Genomic DNA, 19066 nt, shown 5'->3' with positions numbered 1-19066 from the left:
ATGATCAAGCGATGCGCTGGCTTGGTACTGTGGTGTGCGCTGGGTTGCAGCAGCACACAGGCTGAGGAGCCTTCGTACAAGTTCACCACCGGTGTGTACGCCTTATCTGGCGGGGGGCTGTCCAACAGCCATGGGTTGGACATCAATGTCCGGCAAACGTCCCAGCTAGGCAATATCTGGGGGGCTTGGTACCGTTCACCCGAGCAGCAAGTGTCTCAACCTCGCATGGGGTGGGACAAAAGCTTCGAGGCCTCGCACTGGCGCATCATGCCTTCGGTGCAAACCGCTTCCGGTGGTTTTTGGGGGGGGAGTTTGCCGGTTGAAACGGGCGACACATTGTTTGCGGGGGTCGGCTTAGGACGTACCAACCTGCACCCCTACGTCAACCTCAACTTTGACCCCAACGATGCCTGGATGGCCTCTGTGGGCTACCGTTGGTCGTCCTTGCAATCGGTGTCTGTGCAAGTGGTGCGAGACAACCGCCAAAACCCCGATCAACAGCATCTGCACTTGCTGTATCGCACCCCCATGCCTGATGGTCAGCGCTTGACGCTCGATGTGTTGTTCAAAAGTGGTCTGGTCGAAGACCGCATGGTGCACCGCACGGGCCTGAGTGTGACGTATGACTTTGCGCACTTCTTCACCCGCATTGCTTATGACCCGGTAATCAACTTCACACCGCAGACCATGTGGCGTTTCTCGGTGGGGCATCGTTATTGAGTGCTTGAACGTGTAAGTTAGGGTTTTCGTCACGAAGCTGTCACAAAGTGTTCATACAGTACACACATCTCTTCATGACCTACAAGGAAACTCCATGAAATCAAATGTCATTCAATCACTGCTGGCCATCACCGCTCTGGCTTTTGGCGGTGTCACCGCTTCGGCGCAAGACATCACGGGCGCTGGCGCCAGTTTTCCTGCCCCCATCTACAGCAAATGGGCGGCTGAGTACAACAAAGCCACGGGCCACAAGGTCAACTACCAATCAGTGGGTTCAGGTGCTGGCATCAAGCAAATCGATGCCAAGACGGTGGACTTTGGCGCGTCGGACATGCCCTTGAAAGATGAAGAGCTGGCTCAGAAAAACCAAATGCAATTCCCCACTGTCATTGGTGGTGTGGTGCCTGTCGTCAACATCGCCGGTCTGACTCCTGGTCAGTTGAAGCTAACGGGCGAGGTGCTGGGTGACATTTACCTGGGCAAGATCACCAAGTGGAGCGACGCTGCCATCAAGGCCTTGAACCCTAACGTCAAATTGCCCGATGAGACGATTGCTCCAGTGCGCCGCTCTGACGGTTCCGGCACCACCTTCTTGTTCACCAACTACCTGAGCAAAGTCAATGCCGATTGGAAAGCCAAAGTCGGTGACGGTACAGCTGTGAACTGGCCCACAGGTGCAGGTGGCAAAGGCAACGAAGGCGTGGCAGCGTTTGTGAGCCGCTTGCCCAACTCCATTGGCTACGTGGAATACGCTTATGTGAAGCAAAACAAAATGGTTTTTGCGCAAGTCAAAAATGCTTCTGGCAACTTTGTCTCGCCTGACGACTCAGCCTTCAAGGCGGCTGCTGCCGGTGCCGACTGGTCCAAGAGCTTCTACCAAATTTTGACCAACCAAGCTGGCAAAGATGCATGGCCCATCACTGGCGCCACTTTCATCTTGATGCACAAAGTGCAAGACAAGCCTGACAACGGCTCTGCAGCGCTCAAGTTCTTTGACTGGGGTTACAAAAACGGTGACAAGATTGCCGACGATCTGGACTATGTGCCCATGCCCGACAAGGTGAAAGACGTCATCCGTAAGTCGTGGAGCCAAATCAAAGACGCTTCCGGCAAGTCGGTCGCGTTCTAAATTTATTCATCTTGAAACCAAGACCCCAGACGTGACGAGTCATACACTCTCAGACCGTGGGCCTGCTGTTTCCGGCGGCCCCTTTTCACGACGTGACGAGCGAGACATGAATCCACCACCTTTACCTCCCAGTTTGCGCATGGGGTCCTTCATTGACCGTTTGTTTGGCTGGGCGGCACTTGCTGCGGCATGTCTGACCTTGGCGTTGTTGTTTGGTATTTTGTTGTCCTTGGTGGTGGGAGCATGGCCTGCCATTGATGCCTATGGCCTGGGCTTTTTGACCCGCACCGTGTGGGACCCCGTGAAGAACGACTACGGCGGCTTGGTCATGATTTATGGCACGCTGACCACCTCGTTCATCGCGTTGTTGATTGCAGTGCCGGTCAGTTTTGGCATTGCCTTGTTTTTGACTGAGCTGTCGCCCGCCTGGCTCAAACGTCCTCTGGGGACTGCCATCGAGTTGTTGGCCGCTATTCCCTCTATCGTCTATGGCATGTGGGGCCTGCTGGTGTTTGGCCCCATTTTGTCGACCTATGTGCAAGTGCCCTTGCAAAAGTTGTTGACGGGCGTGCCGTATTTGGGGGCCATGGTTTCCGGGCCGCCAGTGGGGATTGGTATTTTGTCTGCTGGCATTATTTTGGCCATCATGATCATTCCGTTCATCGCATCGGTCATGCGAGATGTGTTTGAAGTCACGCCTCCTTTGTTGAAAGAGTCTGCCTACGGCTTGGGGGCGACCACTTGGGAAGTGGTGTCCACCGTGGTGTTGCCCTACACCAAAGCGGGTGTCATCGGCGGCATCATGTTGGGGTTGGGCCGTGCCTTGGGCGAGACGATGGCCGTGACTTTTGTGATTGGCAACATGAACCAACTCAACTCCCTGAGTGTGTTTGAGGCCGCCAACAGCATCACGTCTGCATTGGCCAATGAGTTTGCAGAAGCTTCAGAAGGGCTGCACCAAGCGTCGTTGATTTATTTGGGACTGGTGTTGTTCTTCATCACTTTCGTGGTGTTGGCGCTGTCAAAAGTGTTGTTGGCTCGCATGCAGCGCAGCGAAGGGACCAAGTCATGAGCGATCCCCGTTTGGCTAAATTTGCAGCACGTCAGCGTGTCAACCGTGTGGCCTTGTTTTTGTCCATGTCGGCGATGGCGTTTGGCTTGGTGTGGCTGGTTTGGATTTTGTGGGAAACCATCCGCTTGGGTGTGGGCGGTTTGACTTGGGTGGCATTGACCGAGTCCACCCCAGCGCCTAACGATGTGGGCGGCATTGCCAATGCTATTTACGGTTCGTTCTTGATGGTGACATTGGCCACGTTCGTGGGCACGCCCATCGGCATCATGGCTGGCATTTACTTGGCCGAGTATTCACCCAAGAGCCTGCTTGCAAGTGTCACCCGTTTTGTGAACGACATCTTGCTATCAGCGCCATCGATTGTGATTGGCCTGTTTGTCTACACCCTGGTGGTGGCGCGATTCAAGTCTTTTTCGGGTTGGGCCGGTGTGGTGGCCTTGGCGCTGATTGTGATTCCTGTGGTGATTCGCACCACCGAAAACATGTTGCAGCTGGTGCCCTCCGGTTTGCGTGAGGCGGCTTACGCCTTGGGTGCTCCGAAGTGGAAAGTGATCTCCAGCATCACCTTGCGGGCTGCGCGTGCAGGGGTCGTTACAGGTATTTTGTTGGCTGTGGCGCGTATTTCAGGAGAGACGGCGCCCTTGTTGTTCACAGCACTGAGCAACCAGTTCTGGACCTCCAGTTTGTCTGAACCTATGGCCAGTTTGCCCGTGACGATTTTTAAATTTGCCATGAGCCCTTACCAAAACTGGCAAGAGCTGGCTTGGGCTGGCGTGTTTCTCATCACCGTGGCGGTGTTGGGCCTCAATATTTTGGCGCGTGTGCTCACGCGTCAAAAAGACTAATCTTCCAAAGGCGAACCATGGATACCGCAGTTGCGACCAAAGCCAAAATTTCAGTCAAAGACCTGAATTTTTATTACGGCAAATTCCACGCGCTCAAAAACATCAACCTTGAAATTCCCGAAAACCAGGTCACCGCTTTCATCGGTCCTTCGGGGTGTGGCAAGTCCACCTTGTTGCGCACCTTCAACCGCATGTTTGAGCTCTATCCCGAGCAGCGTGCCGAAGGCGTGATTGAACTCGATGGTGAGAACCTGCTCACTTCCAAGCAAGACGTGGCCTTGATCCGTGCCAAAGTCGGCATGGTGTTTCAAAAGCCCACCCCGTTTCCGATGTCGATCTACAACAACATCGCCTTTGGTGTGAAGCTGTTTGAAAACCTCAATGCCAGCGACATGGATGACCGCGTGGAATGGGCGTTGCGCAAAGCGGCCTTGTGGACCGAAGTCAAAGACAAGTTGCAACAAAGCGGCTCGGGTCTCTCGGGTGGTCAGCAACAGCGTTTGTGCATTGCACGTGGTATTGCCATCAAGCCTGAAGTGTTGTTGTTGGATGAGCCTTGCTCTGCCCTGGACCCGATTTCAACCGCCAAAGTAGAAGAGTTGATCATTGAACTCAAGCGTGACTACACCGTGGTCATCGTGACGCACAACATGCAACAAGCGGCGCGTTGCAGTGACAACACGGCGTACATGTACCTGGGGGACTTGGTGGAATTTGGTCAGACCGAACAAATTTTCTTCAAACCCAAGCGCCAAGAGACCGAAGACTACATCACTGGCCGATTCGGCTAATGCTTTTTGGAAGAGATGCACCATGCCTGATAAACACCTGTCCTCCCAGTTCGACAACGACCTCAACAACCTGTCTTCTCGCGTCATGGAGATGGGCGGATTGGTTGAGTCGCAAATTCGACAAGCCATCCATGCCTTGTCACATTTCAGTGCCGAGGTGGCTGAAGATGTGTTGCATCAAGAAGCACGTGTCAATGCACTGGAAGTTGAAATCGACCGCGACATCTCATCCATCATTGGTCGCAGGCAGCCTACTGCGCGCGATTTGCGTTTGCTGATGGCCATGTCAAAAACCACTGCTAACCTGGAGCGTGTGGGTGATGAGGCTTCGAAGATTGCACGCATGGTCAAGTCCATCATCGATGGGGGTACTCCCCGCACCTTGCCTTCGACCGATTTGCGCATGTGTGCAGAGCTGGCGTCGGGCTTGCTGCGCAAAGCACTGGATGCTTTTGCCCGTTTGGATGTGCCTGCTGCTGTCAGCATCTTGCGTGAAGACGATCAGATTGACCAAGAGTTCGATGGCTTTGTTCGCAAGCTCATCACCTACATGATGGAAGACCCGCGCACCATCTCCGCCAGCTTGGATTTGTTGTTCATTGCCAAAGCCATTGAGCGGATTGGCGACCATGCCAAGAACATTGCAGAGTTCATCATTTACATCGTCAAAGGCGAAGATGTGCGCCACACACCATTGGCCGATGTTGAATCGTCCATGGGTTGAGCAGGACTGATCTGACATGAAAATGGCCCGAGTGTTGGTGGTGGAAGATGAGTCGGCCATTGCCGAATTGATTGCAGTCAATTTGCGCCACCAGGGCATGCTGGCTGTGCTGGCGTCCGATGGTGAGGCTGCCCAAAAAGAAATCGATGAGGTGTTGCCCGACGTCATCTTGCTGGATTGGATGCTGCCTGGCCACAGTGGTTTGGTGTTGGCGCGTCGCTGGCGTGCAGACCCACGCACCAAGACCATTCCAATTTTGATGCTGACAGCGCGTGGCGATGAGCCTGACAAGGTGGCGGGCTTGGACGCTGGCGCAGATGACTACATCACCAAGCCGTTCTCGACCCAGGAGCTGTTGGCACGCATCCGTGCGGTTTTGCGTCGGCGTGCACCCGAACAAGCCAGCGATGTGGTCAAGGTCGGTTTGCTGCAACTCGATGGTTCCACGCACCGTGTGAGTTATCAGGATCAGTCCATCAAGCTAGGGCCGACTGAATTCAAGCTGCTCAATTATTTGATGCACCATGCCGAGCGTGTACATAGCCGCAGCCAGTTGCTCGATCGCGTGTGGGGGGATCATGTGTTCATTGAAGAACGCACGGTCGACGTGCACGTCAAGCGCTTGCGTGAGGCTTTGGGTGAGGCCGGTGCCATGGTGGAAACGGTGCGTGGCGTAGGATACCGAATCACAGCCAAGACCTGATAGGTCTCTGAAGGGTCACGTGTTCTGGCGTTTTTTCAGTCTTCTTTTTCTGCTTTCTTTCGGCGCAGCCCTGGGTTATTTCTGGGGTGGTGCCAAAACGGCGCTCACCGCATGGGCCTCTTTGCTCAGTGGGGCCTTGCTGGCCGGATTGTTGTGGTGGCTGCTCGATGCTTTGCGTGGCTTGCGTGTGGTGTCGTGGTTGCGTCAGGGTGACTTAGACCGAGCTCCGCAAACCATAGGTCTATGGGGCGAAGTGGTGGACCGTACCCGCCGCTTGCTGCGCGAGCGTGAACGTGCTTTGCTGGCCAGCGAGCAACGATTGAAAGACTTTTTGTTGGCCATTCAGGCCTCACCCAATGGCGTGATGCTGTTGGATGACCAAACCCAAATCGAGTGGTGCAACCAAACAGCGGCTGCGCAATTGGGCATCAACACTGAGCGTGATTTGATGCAGCGCATTGGTAATTTGGTGCGCGACCCGGTGTTCATGGCGTACATGAGCACTCCTGAGCCCTGCGAACCGGTGGTCATCGCCGGGCGAGATGACCGCGAGGGGCATCCCGTGCGCATTTTTGTGCAGCGTCATCGGTATGGTGAGGGTAAACAACTCCTGATCACACGCGATGTCACCGCACTGGAGCAGGCCGAAGCCATGCGCCGCGATTTCGTGGCCAATGTGTCACACGAAATCCGTACGCCACTCACGGTGTTGTCGGGCTTTGTGGAGACTTTGCAAACGCTACCCTTGAGTGCACACGAGCAGCAGCGTTATCTCGCCTTGATGGCAACACAAGCACATCGCATGCAAAGCTTGGTGGAAGACCTGCTCACCCTGTCACGCTTGGAAGGTAGTCCGAACCCGGGCTACCAATCCAACCTGAGCGTGTCCCAACTGCTGCGCTTTTGCCAGCAAGAAGCACAAGCTTTGTCGTCTTTGTTGGACGCACAAGGCACGCCCCAAAGTTTGACGTTCTCGGCAGATCCCAGTTTGTCGGATGCCGTTTTGCTGGGCGAGCCACGTGAGCTGCAAAGCGCGCTGTCTAACCTGGTGAGCAACGCGGTGCGTTACACGCCAGCCGGGGGACACATTGACGTCAAGGCGCAGGTATTGCCCGACGCAAGCTTGCGCTTCGCGGTTCAAGACACCGGCCCCGGAATCGCGGCCGAACATGTGCCACGCCTGACCGAGCGCTTTTACCGTGTTGACCGCAGCCGTTCACGCGAATCGGGGGGCACGGGTTTGGGGCTGGCCATTGTCAAACACGTGATGCAGCGTCACGGTGGCCATTTGTCAATTCAAAGTGTGCAGGGCCAAGGGTCATGCTTTACCTTGACTTTGCCGCCAGCACGTTGGCGTCAGCACGCGGCTTAAGAGCGCACCATCAGCGTTGCGTGCGGGTTTGGTAAGCAGCACGCCACAACACACTCAACAGCACCGCAGCCGTCAGACATAAGGCGACGCTGCTGGTTTGCCAAAACGCAATGGGCGACTCAGCCACCAACCAGGACAGTGCACTGCTATCTACCTGGCCGTAGGCCACGGCATAACCGCCCGCCAAGCCCAGTCCCCATAGCAGCAAGGTGTAGGTGAGCAGGGGCAGTACGGTGATGCCATAGCTGCGTAAGGTGAACACACAAAACACCTGCAAGGCATCGGCCAAGTGGTACAGCGCGACCCACAGCAGCAGGGTGCTGGCCAGTGTGGCGACTTGTGGGGACACCGTGTAAAGAGCCGCAATGCCGTCCCGTTGCCAGCCCATCAGGGTGGCCAACAAACACGCCATGCCAACCACCCACACCAGGCCTGTGCGCAAGGCGCGGCGTGCGCGTTGGATGTCTCCTGCACCCAACCAGTAGCTCACACGTGCGCTGCTGGCAATCGACAACGCCAGCGGCACCATGTAGAGCACGGCGGCCATGTTGCTGACGATTTGGTGGCTGGCGGTGGCCACCACACCCAGGCGAGAAATGAACAACGACATCAAGGTGAACGAGGTCACTTCCACCCCAATCGCCAAGCCACTGGGCAGGCCCAGTTGAACAAAGCGCTTGAGTTGCGCCCAGTCGGGGCGTTCCAGGCGTGACCAGATGCGATAGGGGCGGTAGAAGTCTTGCGTTTTGAGCAACCACAGGGCCAAGCCCAGCATCAGGTAATTGACCGCCAGGGTGGCCCAGGCACAACCCGCCAAGCCCATGGGATCGAACCAGCCAGGTATGCCAAGTACCAACACGATGGAGAGTGGCACTTTCACGGCCAACGCGCCCACCTGCACCCAGGTCACCAACTTGGGTTTGCCCAGGCTTTGGTTCAGTGTGCCGTACATGCGAAACAACAGGGAGGCGGGCAAACCCACGGCCACGATAGCCAGGTACTCGCGCACCTCGGCTTGCAGCGTTGCGGGCACCTGGGTCCAGTTGAGCAACGGTCCAGGAAAAAACAAAGCCACCATGCCAATGGCCATGGTGAACGCGCACAGGTAAAGCGCCTGCCGCACAGACTGTCCGACCGCCGTTTGACGGCCTGCGCCATGCAATTCAGCCCACACCGGCAGCAGGGCTTGCAACATGCCCATCAATGAGATGTGTACCGTGATATAGGTGGCCGAGCCCACTGACAATGCCGCCAAGGCGGTGTCGGCAAAACGTCCGGCCACCAGGGTGTCGGTGATGCCAAACGCCATGACAGCCAATTGCCCCACCAGCACCGTGCTGGCGTGACGCACGATGGTGGCTCCTTCGCTGCGACTCATGGTTGGCGATGGAACAAGATCACGTCTTCGTCGTTGTCAGACGGACGACGTATGGTTTGAATGCGCGTCCACTCGCTGAGCTTGACCACCTGGGATAAGCCAGGGCGCAAATCGTTGTCGACCAGCAGCCACTCGCAACTGGCGTGTTGTGGGCGTGAGCTGCTATCTAGGGGTTTGATCTCAAAGCCACCGTGGTAGCGAAAGGCCGTCATTTGACCCGCATCCAGCCCGTAGGCCATCAGACAGTTCGGTGCCGTGCTGCTGACGCGCGCCATCACGGTTTGAATTTGTGCCACCCAGGGTTTGTAGCTGCGGGCAAAGTCAAGCAAGGGCAACCACAAGGTCATCAGCAGCAGCCAGCACAAGGCCGCACCGCCGGCTGGCAACACCACGCTTTTCCACAAGGCATGGCGGTGTTTGCCAACCCGCCACAGCACCAGCCAGGCCCAGGCCAGGGTGGCCATGACAGCCACCACGCAGGCCAGCACACCAAAGCTTGGCACAAAGCCAGGTGCCAGGCGTGCCACGTTGGCCGCAGGTTGCGTTGGCCAACCGGTTTGCATGGCAATCCACACCACCCAAATGACCAAGGCGCAACCTGAGAAGAACAGCAGTGTGAACCAGTCAATGAATGCGCTCATGCTGCGTCGCAGGGTAGGCAAGGCAAACGCGGCCAGGGTGGCCAGAGGGGGGAGTGCCAGCAGCAGCGTGCGGTCCGCAGAAGGCGTGAACAGTGCGGTCACCACGGTCAGGGCGGCAAACCACATAGGCAGCACCACATGGCGGCTCCAGTGCAACGACGTCCAATGGCTACGCCAACGCCACAGTGTCCACAAGGCCAGTGGCCAGACAGGCCAGGTGAACCAGGCCAACAAGCGCAACACACTGCGCCACTCAGACCAGTTGTTGTGCGGGGTTTGCAGACGCCATTGCCAGACGTCCAAAGCACTGGCAATGCATGCCACGGCCAGGCCCATGCCCACCAGCCACAAGGCATGACGGCGTCCTGTTGTGGCCGATGTGCTTTCCAGATCCAGCAAGCACAACAGGCCGCTGCCCGCGGCCATCAGCACAGCAAAGCTGGGCGCGCCACTCAAGGAGAGACCTGACAGGCCCAGTCCCAGGGCAACCAAGCTGTAACGCGGGTGGTAGGGCAGGGCTGCCACACCATAAAACGCACAACTGACAAAAGCCAGTTGCGCCAAGATAGGGCTGGCTTCGTGTGACAACTGCGCCAGGCCAAGACAGGCGATCAAGGCCAGCAAAGCCCCGTCGGCCATGGTGCGGGCGTAATCTTTGGGTTGGGCTTCACCCCCGAAGGCAAAAGCCACAGGTTGGGCTTGTGGACTGAGCGCCAGGTAGTAGGCGCCGTGCCAAGTGGCGGCCATGGTCAAGCCCAGCAGCATGGCGAAAGGAATGCGCACAGCCAGTGCTGCGGACATGCCATGCGGGGCCATTTGGATGGCCCATGCGCCGAGCCAATAGGGCAGCAAGGCATCCAGATCCGGAGCCTGACCCCACAGCATGGGGGTGAGCCAACTGCTGGGGCCATCGACCAAAGCCAGCATTTGGCCAAAGGCCGTGATTTCGTTGCCTTTCCACGGCTCGCGACCAAACAAGCCCGGCACTACAAACGCCAGGCAAAACAGCCACATGGCCAAGCGTGGCAAGCGGCGAACGGCGTGTTGGGCGACGATGGCGGGGGTGGTTTCGGTCATAAAAAAAGGCAGCACCTTGTCGGGCTGCCTTCTTGGAAGTGAGCGAGTGGCTTACTTGGCGGCAGTTTTGCCGTACTTGTTGCGGAAACGTTCCACGCGACCACCCATGTTGTCCACAGATTTCTGTGTACCTGTGTAGAAGGGATGTGATTCGCTGGTGGTATCCAGTTTGAACAAGGGCAGCTCGCGGCCATCGTCCATCTTCACCATTTCTTTGGTGTTGGCGCACGAACGGGTCACAAACTTGAAACCGTTGGACATGTCCACGAAGCAAACTTCGCGGTAGTTGGGGTGAATGCCTTCTTTCATGATCTTCCTTGTCAGCTGCGGTAGCCACGTCAACCTATTTCAACGCACTTTCCGCAAAACGCGATATTGTGCCACAAAAGACAGCAGTTTCAGCGCAACACTCCCAAGGCAAACGGTAGGCTGAACATGCCCAACAGGGTGGAAAGCGTCACCAGTCCAGCCACAAAGGCCCCGTTGTAGCCCATGCGCGTTGCCAGCACATAGCAACTGGATGCCGTGGGCAGTGCTGAAAAGGCCAGCAACACACTGGTTTGGGTGGCGTCGAGCGCAAACCAGTTCGCTAAGCCCCATGCCATGAGCGGCGTCAGCAAGTGACGAATCGCGAGTAATGCGAGGCCTAAGGTCTTGGCTTGTGCCAGCGTGGCGAATTGCATGCCCGCACCTGCGGCCATCAGTCCCAAGGCCAGTGAGGCCGCGCCAATGCGTTGCAAGGTGGGTTCGGTCCAATTGGGGATGTGCAAGCCCACGATGTTGGCAAGCAGCCCTGAGGCGGTGGCGATGACGAGCGGGTTACGTGACAGCTCGCGCACAAAGCCCCGCTGCCCGTGCCTGGCCATGGGCCAGATTGCTCCAATGTTGAAGAGGGGCACACAGACGCCAATCAACACCGCAATCAACAGCAAGCCTTGAGGCCCCGCAATGCGGTCGGCCAAAGCCAGCGCCACAAACGAGTTGAAGCGAAAGCCCACCTGAGCACTGGCCGCATGCAGCCGTGTGTCCATGTGTCGTCCAATCAGCGGCAGCCAAGGCAGGGCATAAGACAAACCGATGCTGCCGACACCCAAGGCGAGGCCCGCCATGATCAGGTGAGAGGCGGCATTCAAGTCCAACGGGCTGCGCACGATGGAGTGAAACAACAAGACTGGAAATAGAAAAAAGTACACCAAACTCTCGACCTGCTCCCAGACGGTGCGGTTGAGTGCGGTGTAGCGGCAGACCAGGTAACCGCAAAGAATCAATGAGAAATCGGGGAAGAGCAGTTGAGCGTAATTCACCCGCCAAGAATAACCGCTTGCAGGTCGGTGTCAGGCGCAGTTGCGGATACGATCAGGGCTATGTTTTGGTATTGCTCAAGGAGTACAGATATGCACAAGCGTCATGGGTTCGGGCTCTTACTTGGTTTCGCAGCGTCTGCTGTGATGGCACAGGCGTATCCCAGCCGACCTATTCAGTTGCAGGTGCCATTTGCGCCTGGTGGTACCACCGACATCATTGCCCGTGTCATTGCTGAGCCTTTGGGCAAAGCTTTGGGCCAAACGGTGGTGGTGATCAACAAAGCAGGTGGCGGCGGCGTGGTGGGGGCCAACGAAACGGCCAAGGCGCCTCCAGATGGTTACTCGTTGGGTCTGGCGACTGTGTCGACCACGGCGGCCAACCCCGCCATCAACACCAAGATCCCTTACAACGCATTGACCGATTTCACGGCCATCATCAACATTGCGGCCACGCCCAACATCATTGCGGTGCACCCGAGTTTTCCTGCCAAAGACTACAAGGGGTTTATTGCCGAAGTCAAACGCTCGCCCGGCAAGTACTCGTACTCATCGTCGGGCACGGGTGGCATTGGGCATTTGCAAATGGAGTTGTATAAAAACCTCAGCAACACCTTCATCACCCACATTCCTTACCGCGGTGCAGGCCCGGCGCTCAACGACACCGTAGCGGGTCAAGTGCCGATGATTTTTGACAACTTGCCTTCGGCCTTGCCTTTCATCAAAGACAACCGTTTGGTGCCCATCGTGGTGGCTGCCCCTCAGCGTTTGGCTGTATTACCGAACGTACCCACGTTCAAAGAAGTGGGCTTGGAGCCGGTCAACCGCATGGCTTATTACGGTATTTATGGACCTAAAGGTTTGCCCAAAGACATCGTGGATAAAGTCAGCGCCGGTGTGAAGAAGGCCTTGGAAGACCCCGCTGTGCGCAAGCGCATCGAAGACACGGGTTCGTTGATCGTGGCCAATACGCCTGAGCAATTTGCGGCCCAGATGAAGGCTGAATATGAGGTCTACAAGCGCGTGGTGATTGAGCAAAAGCTCTCGCTCGATTAACTTGGGCGTTTCTCCGTTGGGAGGGCGTTTGTGGCCGCTGTAGATTCGCAGATCGACACCTTCATCGATGCCCTCTGGCTGGAGGACGGCTTAGCGGCCAATTCTCTGGCCGCTTATCGACGTGATTTAAATGCCCTGTCGCATTGGTTGAGCAAGCGCAGCAGGTCTTTGCTGGCTGCTCAAGAGGCAGACTTACACGATTACTTTGCGGCACGCCACAGCCAGACCAAAGCTACCAGTGCCAACCGTCGCCTCACGGTGCTCAAGCGCTTTTACCGTTGGGCTTTGCGTGAGCGCTTGGTGACGGTCGACCCCACACTCAAGCTGCTGGCGGCCAAGCAGCCGCTGCGCGTGCCCAAGAGTTTGAGCGAAGCCCATGTCGAGAGTTTGCTCAACGCACCCGATGTGAACACGCCATTGGGTGTGCGTGACCGGACCATGATGGAGTTGCTCTATGCCAGTGGCTTGCGTGTGAGCGAGTTGGTAGGGCTCAAAACCTTGCATGTCGGGCTCAACGAAGGCGTGTTGCGTGTCATGGGCAAAGGCAGCAAAGAGCGCTTGGTACCGTTTGGTGAAGTGGCCCGCGAATGGCTGCAACGTTACTTGACACAAGCGCGGCCAGCTTTGCTTAAGCTGCACCAGACCGATGCTTTGTTTGTCACGGTGCGTGGCCAGCATGCAGGCGAGGCCATGACGCGGGTCATGTTTTGGCAACTGATCAAACGCTATGCCGTGTTGGCCGGCGTGCAAGTGCCGTTGTCGCCGCACACCCTGCGCCACGCGTTTGCGACCCATTTGCTCAACCACGGTGCTGATTTGCGTGCCGTGCAGCTGTTACTCGGCCATGCCGACATTTCCACCACCACCATCTACACGCACATTGCGCGCGAGCGCCTCAAAACCTTGCATGCGGCACACCACCCGCGTGGCTGACGTTGGGTGTGTTCACCCCAACAGGTCATTCAGTTCGGTATCGGTAAAGCCCGCTTTTTTACGAGCTTCGGTATTGAACGGTGGTTTGAGCCGAGGTGCTTCGTAGCGCAGCACCAATTCGCCATACAGCGTGACAGGGTCTAGTCCGCGTTGTGCGCACAACCAGCGGTACCAGTGGTTGCCAATCGCCACATGTCCGACTTCGTCGCGCAAGATCACGTCCAGAACCTCCACCGCACGCAAAGCGCCAGGACTGTTGGCTTTGCGTAGCTTACTTTGAATCAGGGGTGTGGCGTCGAGCCCGCGTGCCTCAAGCGTACGAGGTACCAAGGCCATGCGGGCCAACACATCGGCCGCTGTTTTCTCGCACATCTGCCACAAGCCATCGTGCGCATCAAAGTCCCCATACTGGTAACCCAAACTTTGCAGCAAGGTGTGAAGCAGCTCAAAGTGTTGTGACTCCTCAAAGGCCACCTGCATCCAGTCGGTGTAGAAGTTCTCGGGCATGTTGTCGAAGCGCCATACGGCATCCAATGCAAGGTTGATGGCGTTGAACTCAATGTGACACACGGCATGGATCAAACCTGCCAATCCTTGAGGGGTAAAGGGCGAACGTGTGACCACCTGCTTAGGAGGCACCAAGCGCGGTGCCGCGGGACGCCCTGGTAGAAGCTCTTCGGGGGGCAATGCGATGCACTGCGTTGGGTCAAGCACCCAGCTGGGGGACTTTTTCCACAAGCTCTGAACGGCATCCACTTTGTCACGTGGGTGTGCCAAACAAAGGGCTTGGAGGGCATGGGATCTGAGCTGCATCCCTACAATTGTAGAAATTACCCAAACATGCAAAGGATGTGTCATGGCTGTTTATGAATTGGATGCGCTCAAGCCTCACGTGGCTGACTCGGCCTGGGTGGCCGACAACGCACAAGTGATGGGTGACGTCGAGATGGGCGCGCACAGCAGCGTCTGGTACAGCAGCGTGGTGCGAGGAGATTCGGACAAGATCACCATCGGTGAAGGCAGCAATGTGCAAGACGGCAGTGTGCTGCATGCCGATGTGGGCATGCCTTTGACCTTGGGCAAGCATGTGACGGTGGGCCACATGGTGCAGTTGCATGGGTGCACGATTGGCGATGAATCGCTGATTGGCATCGGGGCCATCGTGCTCAACGGCGCCAAGATTGGCAAAAACTGTTTGGTGGGTGCTGGCTCGTTGGTGACCGAGGGCAAAGAATTTCCTGATGGATCGATGATCTTGGGCAGCCCCGCCAAGGCGGTCCGCCAGCTCACCCCTGAGCAAATCGCAGGACTGCGCCGCAGTGCGCAGCACTACATTGACAATGCCCAGCGCCATAAGCTGGGACTGAAGAAAATCGCTTGATGACTCAGCTCCATAAATTTTTGTTTGATGGCTTGCCCGTGCGAGGCATGCTGGTGCAACTCACCGATGTCTGGCAAGAGGTGCTCAAGCGCCGCGCTGCCAATGTCGAGACCGGCGCCTATCCTGAGCCCGTGCGCCACTTGCTCGGTGAGATGACCGCTGCCGCTGTGCTGATGCAAGCCAATATCAAATTCAATGGCGCTTTGGTGATGCAAATTTTTGGCGATGGTCCCTTGAAGCTGGCCGTGGTTGAAGTGCAGCCCGATTTGAGCTTTCGTGCCACCGCCAAAGTGGTCGGTGACATTGGGGACGCCAGCAGCTTGCCCGAGATGGTGAACCAGAACAACGAGGGGCGTTGCGCCATTACCCTGGATCCGAAAGACAAGTTGCCTGGACAACAGCCTTATCAAGGTGTGGTTCCGTTGTTTGGGGATCAACGCGAAAAACTCATGCAGTTCAACCAGGTGCTTGAGCATTACATGCTGCAAAGTGAGCAGCTCGACACCACCTTGGTGCTGGCAGCCGATGACAAAACTGCGGCAGGTTTGTTGATCCAGCGCTTGCCTGTCATGGGCGAGGGCAACTTGTCCGCCCGCTCCACCGCTGCCGATGAAGATGAGATTGGTCGCAACGAAGACTACAACCGAATCGCTATTTTGGCCGCCAGTTTGAAGCGCGAGGAGTTGTTGACCTTGGACGCAGACACCATCTTGCGGCGCCTCTTCTGGGAAGAGCCCGTGGTGCGTTTTGAGCCTCAAACCCCGCGTTTTGCTTGCTCATGCAACCGTGAGCGCGTGAGTCAGATGATTCGCAGCCTGGGCGTGGCCGAGGCGGAGAGTATCTTGGCCGAGCGCGGCGACATTGAGGTGGGCTGTGATTTTTGTGGCCAGCAATACCGCTATGACCCGGTGGATGCAGCGCAAATTTTCACCAGCACAGAACAACAAGTGCCAGGCCCTTCGTCGTTGCACTGAGACCGCATCAGCGAGATTTGTTGCTCAGCAAGTCCATGAACAGCCGGTGCTCGCAGTCCCCATCAGCGCAACGCTCGCAGGGACCGGACCAACGGTTCAGGGCTTGCGGGCGCTGTGGTGTGGCGGCCCACCCAGGCGCTTGGCGTGCAATGCAAAACAAAGCGTTCTCCAGCCGCTCGGCACCCACGCCATAGACCACTTGGTAGGCGATCTGCGCGGTATCGAGTTGGTGGCGAATGCGTTGGTCAATGGCTTCGCGTTCAACCGCTGTGCGCTTATGCCCTGTCGCAGCAGGGTCTGGCAAATCCAAGCCACACAACAAAGTGACGTCGAATGCATGCGCCAGCGGGCGTTGCGTGATATCTGGCGCGTCGAACACTTCCACATGCTGTGGCTGCAGATGGCGTGTCAACGCTTGAGCCAGTTGGGTTTTTCCGGTGCGTGGGGCACCGAGCAAGGCGATCTGCATGCCCTGGACAACTCAGTTACTTCGCGATCTGCACAAAAATTTCATTCGGCTTGACCATGCCGATTTCTGTGCGTGCGCGCTCTTCGACCATCTCGAGGCCATCTTTGAGGTCGTGCAGCTCAGCGCCCAACCGGTCATTGGCCAATTGGGCGGCTGCATTGTTTTGTTTTTGTTCGGCCAGTTGCTGGCGCAAACGCATGACATCGGGCACGCTGCCACGTCCAAACCACATCTGGCCTTGCAGTACCAACAGCAAGGCAATCAGAACCAGGTGGAGGGGGCGTAGCACGCGTGTGACCGTTTAACGCAGGTTGTAGAACGCGGCGCGACCTGGGTACTGGGCAATGTCACCCAAGTCTTCTTCGATGCGCAGCAGCTGGTTGTACTTGGCCATGCGGTCTGAACGGCTCATCGAGCCGGTTTTGATTTGTCCCGCGTTCAAGCCCACAGCGATATCGGCGATGGTGCTGTCTTCGGTCTCGCCCGAGCGGTGGCTGATGACCGCTGTGTAGCCTGCACGCTTGGCCATTTCGATGGCGGCGAATGTTTCGGTCAGGGTGCCAATTTGATTGATCTTGATCAGGATGGAGTTGGCGATGTGTTTGTCGATGCCTTCTTGCAAGATCTTGGTGTTGGTGACAAACAGGTCGTCGCCCACCAATTGCACTTTTTTACCCAGACGTTCAGTCAACAGTTTCCAGCCGTCCCAGTCGCCTTCATGCATGCCATCTTCGATGCTGATGATGGGGTATTTGTCGACCCAAGTGGCCAGCATGTCGGTCCATTGCTCAGCGGTGAGCTGCAGACCTTCACCTTCGAGGTGGTATTTGCCGTCTTTGTAGAACTCGCTGGCGGCGCAGTCCAAGCCAATGGCAATTTGCTCACCGGCGGTGTAGCCCGCAGCTGCAATGGCGTCCAAGATCATTTGGATGGCTGCTTCGTGGCTGGGCACGTTCGGGGCAAAGCCGCCTTCGTCGCCCACTGCAATGCTCATGCCTTTGTCGTGGATGATTTTCTTGAGTGCGTGAAACACTTCTGCGCCGTAGCGAACGGCTTCGCGGAAGTTGGGAGCGCCCACGGGAATGATCATGAACTCTTGCAAGTCCAGGTTGTTGTTGGCGTGTGCGCCGCCGTTGATGACGTTCATCATGGGTACGGGCAATTGGCAACCATTCATGCCGCCAAAGTAGCGATAAAGGGGCAGACCAGACTCTTCAGCAGCAGCGCGTGCCACGGCCATGGACACCGCCAGCATGGCGTTCGCGCCCAAGCGGCTTTTGTTTTCGGTGCCGTCGAGGTCGATCAAAGTTTTGTCGAGGAAGGCTTGCTCAGAGGCGTCCAAACCCAGCACGGCTTCGGAGATTTCGGTGTTGATGTGCTCCACAGCTTTGAGCACACCTTTGCCTAGGTAGCGGCTCTTGTCGCCATCGCGCAGCTCAATGGCTTCGCGGCTGCCGGTCGATGCACCTGACGGTACCGCTGCACGACCCATGGTGCCGGACTCCAACAACACATCACATTCCACGGTGGGGTTGCCGCGGCTGTCCAAAATTTCACGACCAACGATGTCAACGATAGCGCTCATGGGTTTTCTCTCAAAGCTTGAAGTTAAAAATCAGAATCAAATACCGAAATTGTTTTCTAGGAATGGGTGCTTCTTGGTCACACGATCCAAGTCCACCAACGTCTCCAGCAAGGCCTTCATGTGTTTCAACGGCACGGCGTTGGGGCCATCGGACCAGGCCTCGTTCGGGCATGGGTGTGTTTCCATGAAAAGCCCGGCGACGCCAGCCGCAACGCCTGCACGCGCCAGTACCGGCACCATGTCACGGGCGCCACCACTGCTGGTGCCTTGACCCCCTGGTTTTTGCACCGAATGGGTCACATCAAACACCACAGGCGCGCCAGACTTGCGCATCTCTGCCAAGCTGGTCATGTCGGCCACCAGGTTGTTGTAGCCAAAGCTCACGCCGCGTTCGCAGGCCAAAAAGTTATCTTCTGGCAAGCCGGCTTCTCGCGCGGCGTCACGCGCTTTGTCGATGACGTTTTTCATATCCCAAGGGGCTAAAAACTGGCCCTTCTTGATGTTGACGGGCTTACCCGATTGCGCCACGGCACGGATGAAATCGGTCTGCCGACACAAAAAAGCAGGCGTTTGCAACACATCCACCACGCTGGCGACAGCGCTGACTTGCGACGTTTCATGCACATCGGTGAGGATGGGCACTTGAATTTGACGGCGTACTTCGTCGAGGATTTTCAAGCCTGCATCCATGCCTAGGCCACGCTTGGTGTTGCCCGAGGAACGGTTGGCTTTGTCAAAGGAACCTTTGTAGATTAGGGGAATACCCAGGGTCGAACAAATTTCTTTGAGTTGACCTGCGACATCGAGCGACATCTCCAAGCCTTCGATGGAGCAGGTGCCTGCAATCAGAAAGAAGGGCTGGTTCAGACCGACGTCAAATCCGCAAAGTTTCATGGCGTGTCCTGTGTTTGAAGT

General features: G+C 56.8%; 21 protein-coding genes. 12 read left to right on the top strand and 9 right to left on the bottom strand.

The genetic code is table 11. The features are described 5' to 3' along the window. From B9Z41_RS09115 to phoR, 8 genes are all read left to right on the top strand, one after another. Positions 1–720 (top strand): hypothetical protein, encoded by a 720-nt coding sequence (locus B9Z41_RS09115; RefSeq protein ID WP_233202607.1) that lies wholly within the window; start codon positions 1–3, stop codon positions 718–720. Between the two features lie 94 nt (positions 721–814). Then, positions 815–1849 (top strand): phosphate ABC transporter substrate-binding protein PstS, encoded by a 1035-nt coding sequence (gene pstS / locus B9Z41_RS09110; protein ID WP_100146757.1) that lies wholly within the window; start codon positions 815–817, stop codon positions 1847–1849. 106 nt (positions 1850–1955) lie between these two features. Beyond that, complete coding sequence (gene pstC / locus B9Z41_RS09105) at positions 1956–2921, top strand: phosphate ABC transporter permease subunit PstC (protein WP_100146756.1); 966 nt, start codon at positions 1956–1958, stop codon at positions 2919–2921. Beyond that, positions 2918–3766, top strand: a complete 849-nt coding sequence (gene pstA / locus B9Z41_RS09100) for a phosphate ABC transporter permease PstA (protein ID WP_100146755.1) — start codon at positions 2918–2920, stop codon at positions 3764–3766. The genes pstC and pstA overlap by 4 nt, the downstream gene beginning before the upstream one ends. A gap of 17 nt (positions 3767–3783) precedes the next feature. Then, complete coding sequence (gene pstB / locus B9Z41_RS09095; protein ID WP_100146754.1) at positions 3784–4557, top strand: phosphate ABC transporter ATP-binding protein PstB; 774 nt, start codon at positions 3784–3786, stop codon at positions 4555–4557. Between the two features lie 22 nt (positions 4558–4579). Next, a complete protein-coding gene (gene phoU, locus B9Z41_RS09090) occupies positions 4580–5281 on the top strand; it encodes a phosphate signaling complex protein PhoU (protein WP_100146753.1) in 702 nt (233 codons plus the stop codon). A 16-nt stretch (positions 5282–5297) separates the two neighbouring features. After that, positions 5298–5984, top strand: coding sequence for a phosphate regulon transcriptional regulator PhoB (phoB, locus tag B9Z41_RS09085; protein WP_100146752.1), 687 nt, complete (start codon positions 5298–5300; stop codon positions 5982–5984). Between the two features lie 19 nt (positions 5985–6003). Continuing rightward, a complete protein-coding gene (phoR, locus tag B9Z41_RS09080; protein WP_100146751.1) occupies positions 6004–7356 on the top strand; it encodes a phosphate regulon sensor histidine kinase PhoR in 1353 nt (450 codons plus the stop codon). A 10-nt stretch (positions 7357–7366) separates the two neighbouring features. Here phoR and B9Z41_RS09075 read toward each other — a convergent pair whose 3' ends face one another. The 4 genes from B9Z41_RS09075 to B9Z41_RS09060 form a co-directional block, all read right to left on the bottom strand. After that, entirely contained in the window at positions 7367–8734 is a 1368-nt protein-coding gene (locus B9Z41_RS09075; protein WP_100146750.1) for an MATE family efflux transporter, read from the bottom strand. Further along, the gene (locus B9Z41_RS09070; protein WP_100146749.1) at positions 8731–10452 is read right to left on the bottom strand and encodes a hypothetical protein; all 1722 of its coding nucleotides are present in this window, start codon (positions 10450–10452) and stop codon (positions 8731–8733) included. Before B9Z41_RS09070 ends, B9Z41_RS09075 begins: the two co-directional genes overlap by 4 nt. 51 nt (positions 10453–10503) lie before the next feature. After that, positions 10504–10761 carry a type B 50S ribosomal protein L31 gene (locus B9Z41_RS09065; RefSeq protein ID WP_100146748.1) on the bottom strand — a complete coding sequence of 86 codons (258 nt, stop codon included), beginning with the start codon at positions 10759–10761 and terminating at the stop codon, positions 10504–10506. Positions 10762–10850: 89 nt separating this feature from the next. Then, the gene (locus B9Z41_RS09060; protein WP_100146747.1) at positions 10851–11756 is read right to left on the bottom strand and encodes an AEC family transporter; all 906 of its coding nucleotides are present in this window, start codon (positions 11754–11756) and stop codon (positions 10851–10853) included. A 90-nt stretch (positions 11757–11846) separates the two neighbouring features. Here B9Z41_RS09060 and B9Z41_RS09055 point away from each other — a divergent pair, with 90 nt between their 5' ends. Both B9Z41_RS09055 and xerD read left to right on the top strand, forming a co-directional pair. Beyond that, the gene (locus B9Z41_RS09055; protein ID WP_100146746.1) at positions 11847–12809 is read left to right on the top strand and encodes a tripartite tricarboxylate transporter substrate binding protein BugE; all 963 of its coding nucleotides are present in this window, start codon (positions 11847–11849) and stop codon (positions 12807–12809) included. Between the two features lie 30 nt (positions 12810–12839). Further along, positions 12840–13742, top strand: a complete 903-nt coding sequence (gene xerD, locus B9Z41_RS09050) for a site-specific tyrosine recombinase XerD (protein ID WP_100146745.1) — start codon at positions 12840–12842, stop codon at positions 13740–13742. Between the two features lie 12 nt (positions 13743–13754). Here xerD and B9Z41_RS09045 read toward each other — a convergent pair whose 3' ends face one another. Then, positions 13755–14555 carry a ferritin-like domain-containing protein gene (locus tag B9Z41_RS09045; RefSeq protein WP_100146744.1) on the bottom strand — a complete coding sequence of 267 codons (801 nt, stop codon included), beginning with the start codon at positions 14553–14555 and terminating at the stop codon, positions 13755–13757. A 43-nt stretch (positions 14556–14598) separates the two neighbouring features. Between B9Z41_RS09045 and B9Z41_RS09040 the strand changes: the two genes are divergently transcribed. Further along, a complete protein-coding gene (locus B9Z41_RS09040) occupies positions 14599–15123 on the top strand; it encodes a gamma carbonic anhydrase family protein (protein WP_100146743.1) in 525 nt (174 codons plus the stop codon). After that, a complete protein-coding gene (locus B9Z41_RS09035; RefSeq protein WP_100146742.1) occupies positions 15123–16097 on the top strand; it encodes an Hsp33 family molecular chaperone HslO in 975 nt (324 codons plus the stop codon). Before B9Z41_RS09040 ends, B9Z41_RS09035 begins: the two co-directional genes overlap by 1 nt. A gap of 7 nt (positions 16098–16104) precedes the next feature. Here the strand turns inward: B9Z41_RS09035 and B9Z41_RS09030 are convergent, their stop codons facing one another. The 4 genes from B9Z41_RS09030 to kdsA are packed head-to-tail and all read right to left on the bottom strand — an operon-like array spanning position 16105 to position 19045. Further along, on the bottom strand, positions 16105–16566 hold the full coding sequence (locus B9Z41_RS09030; RefSeq protein WP_100146741.1) for a hypothetical protein: 462 nt from the start codon (positions 16564–16566) through the stop codon (positions 16105–16107). A gap of 16 nt (positions 16567–16582) precedes the next feature. Beyond that, positions 16583–16855 (bottom strand): cell division protein FtsB, encoded by a 273-nt coding sequence (gene ftsB / locus B9Z41_RS09025; RefSeq protein WP_100146740.1) that lies wholly within the window; start codon positions 16853–16855, stop codon positions 16583–16585. 12 nt (positions 16856–16867) lie between these two features. Next, positions 16868–18151, bottom strand: a complete 1284-nt coding sequence (gene eno / locus B9Z41_RS09020; RefSeq protein ID WP_100146739.1) for a phosphopyruvate hydratase — start codon at positions 18149–18151, stop codon at positions 16868–16870. Positions 18152–18187: 36 nt separating this feature from the next. Then, a complete protein-coding gene (gene kdsA, locus B9Z41_RS09015) occupies positions 18188–19045 on the bottom strand; it encodes a 3-deoxy-8-phosphooctulonate synthase (RefSeq protein ID WP_100146738.1) in 858 nt (285 codons plus the stop codon). Positions 19046–19066 lie beyond the last annotated feature (21 nt).

It is taken from the genome of Limnohabitans sp. JirII-31 (assembly GCF_002778315.1).
Lineage (GTDB): Bacteria > Pseudomonadota > Gammaproteobacteria > Burkholderiales > Burkholderiaceae_C > Limnohabitans.
This window is presented reverse-complemented; position numbering and strand designations above follow the sequence as displayed.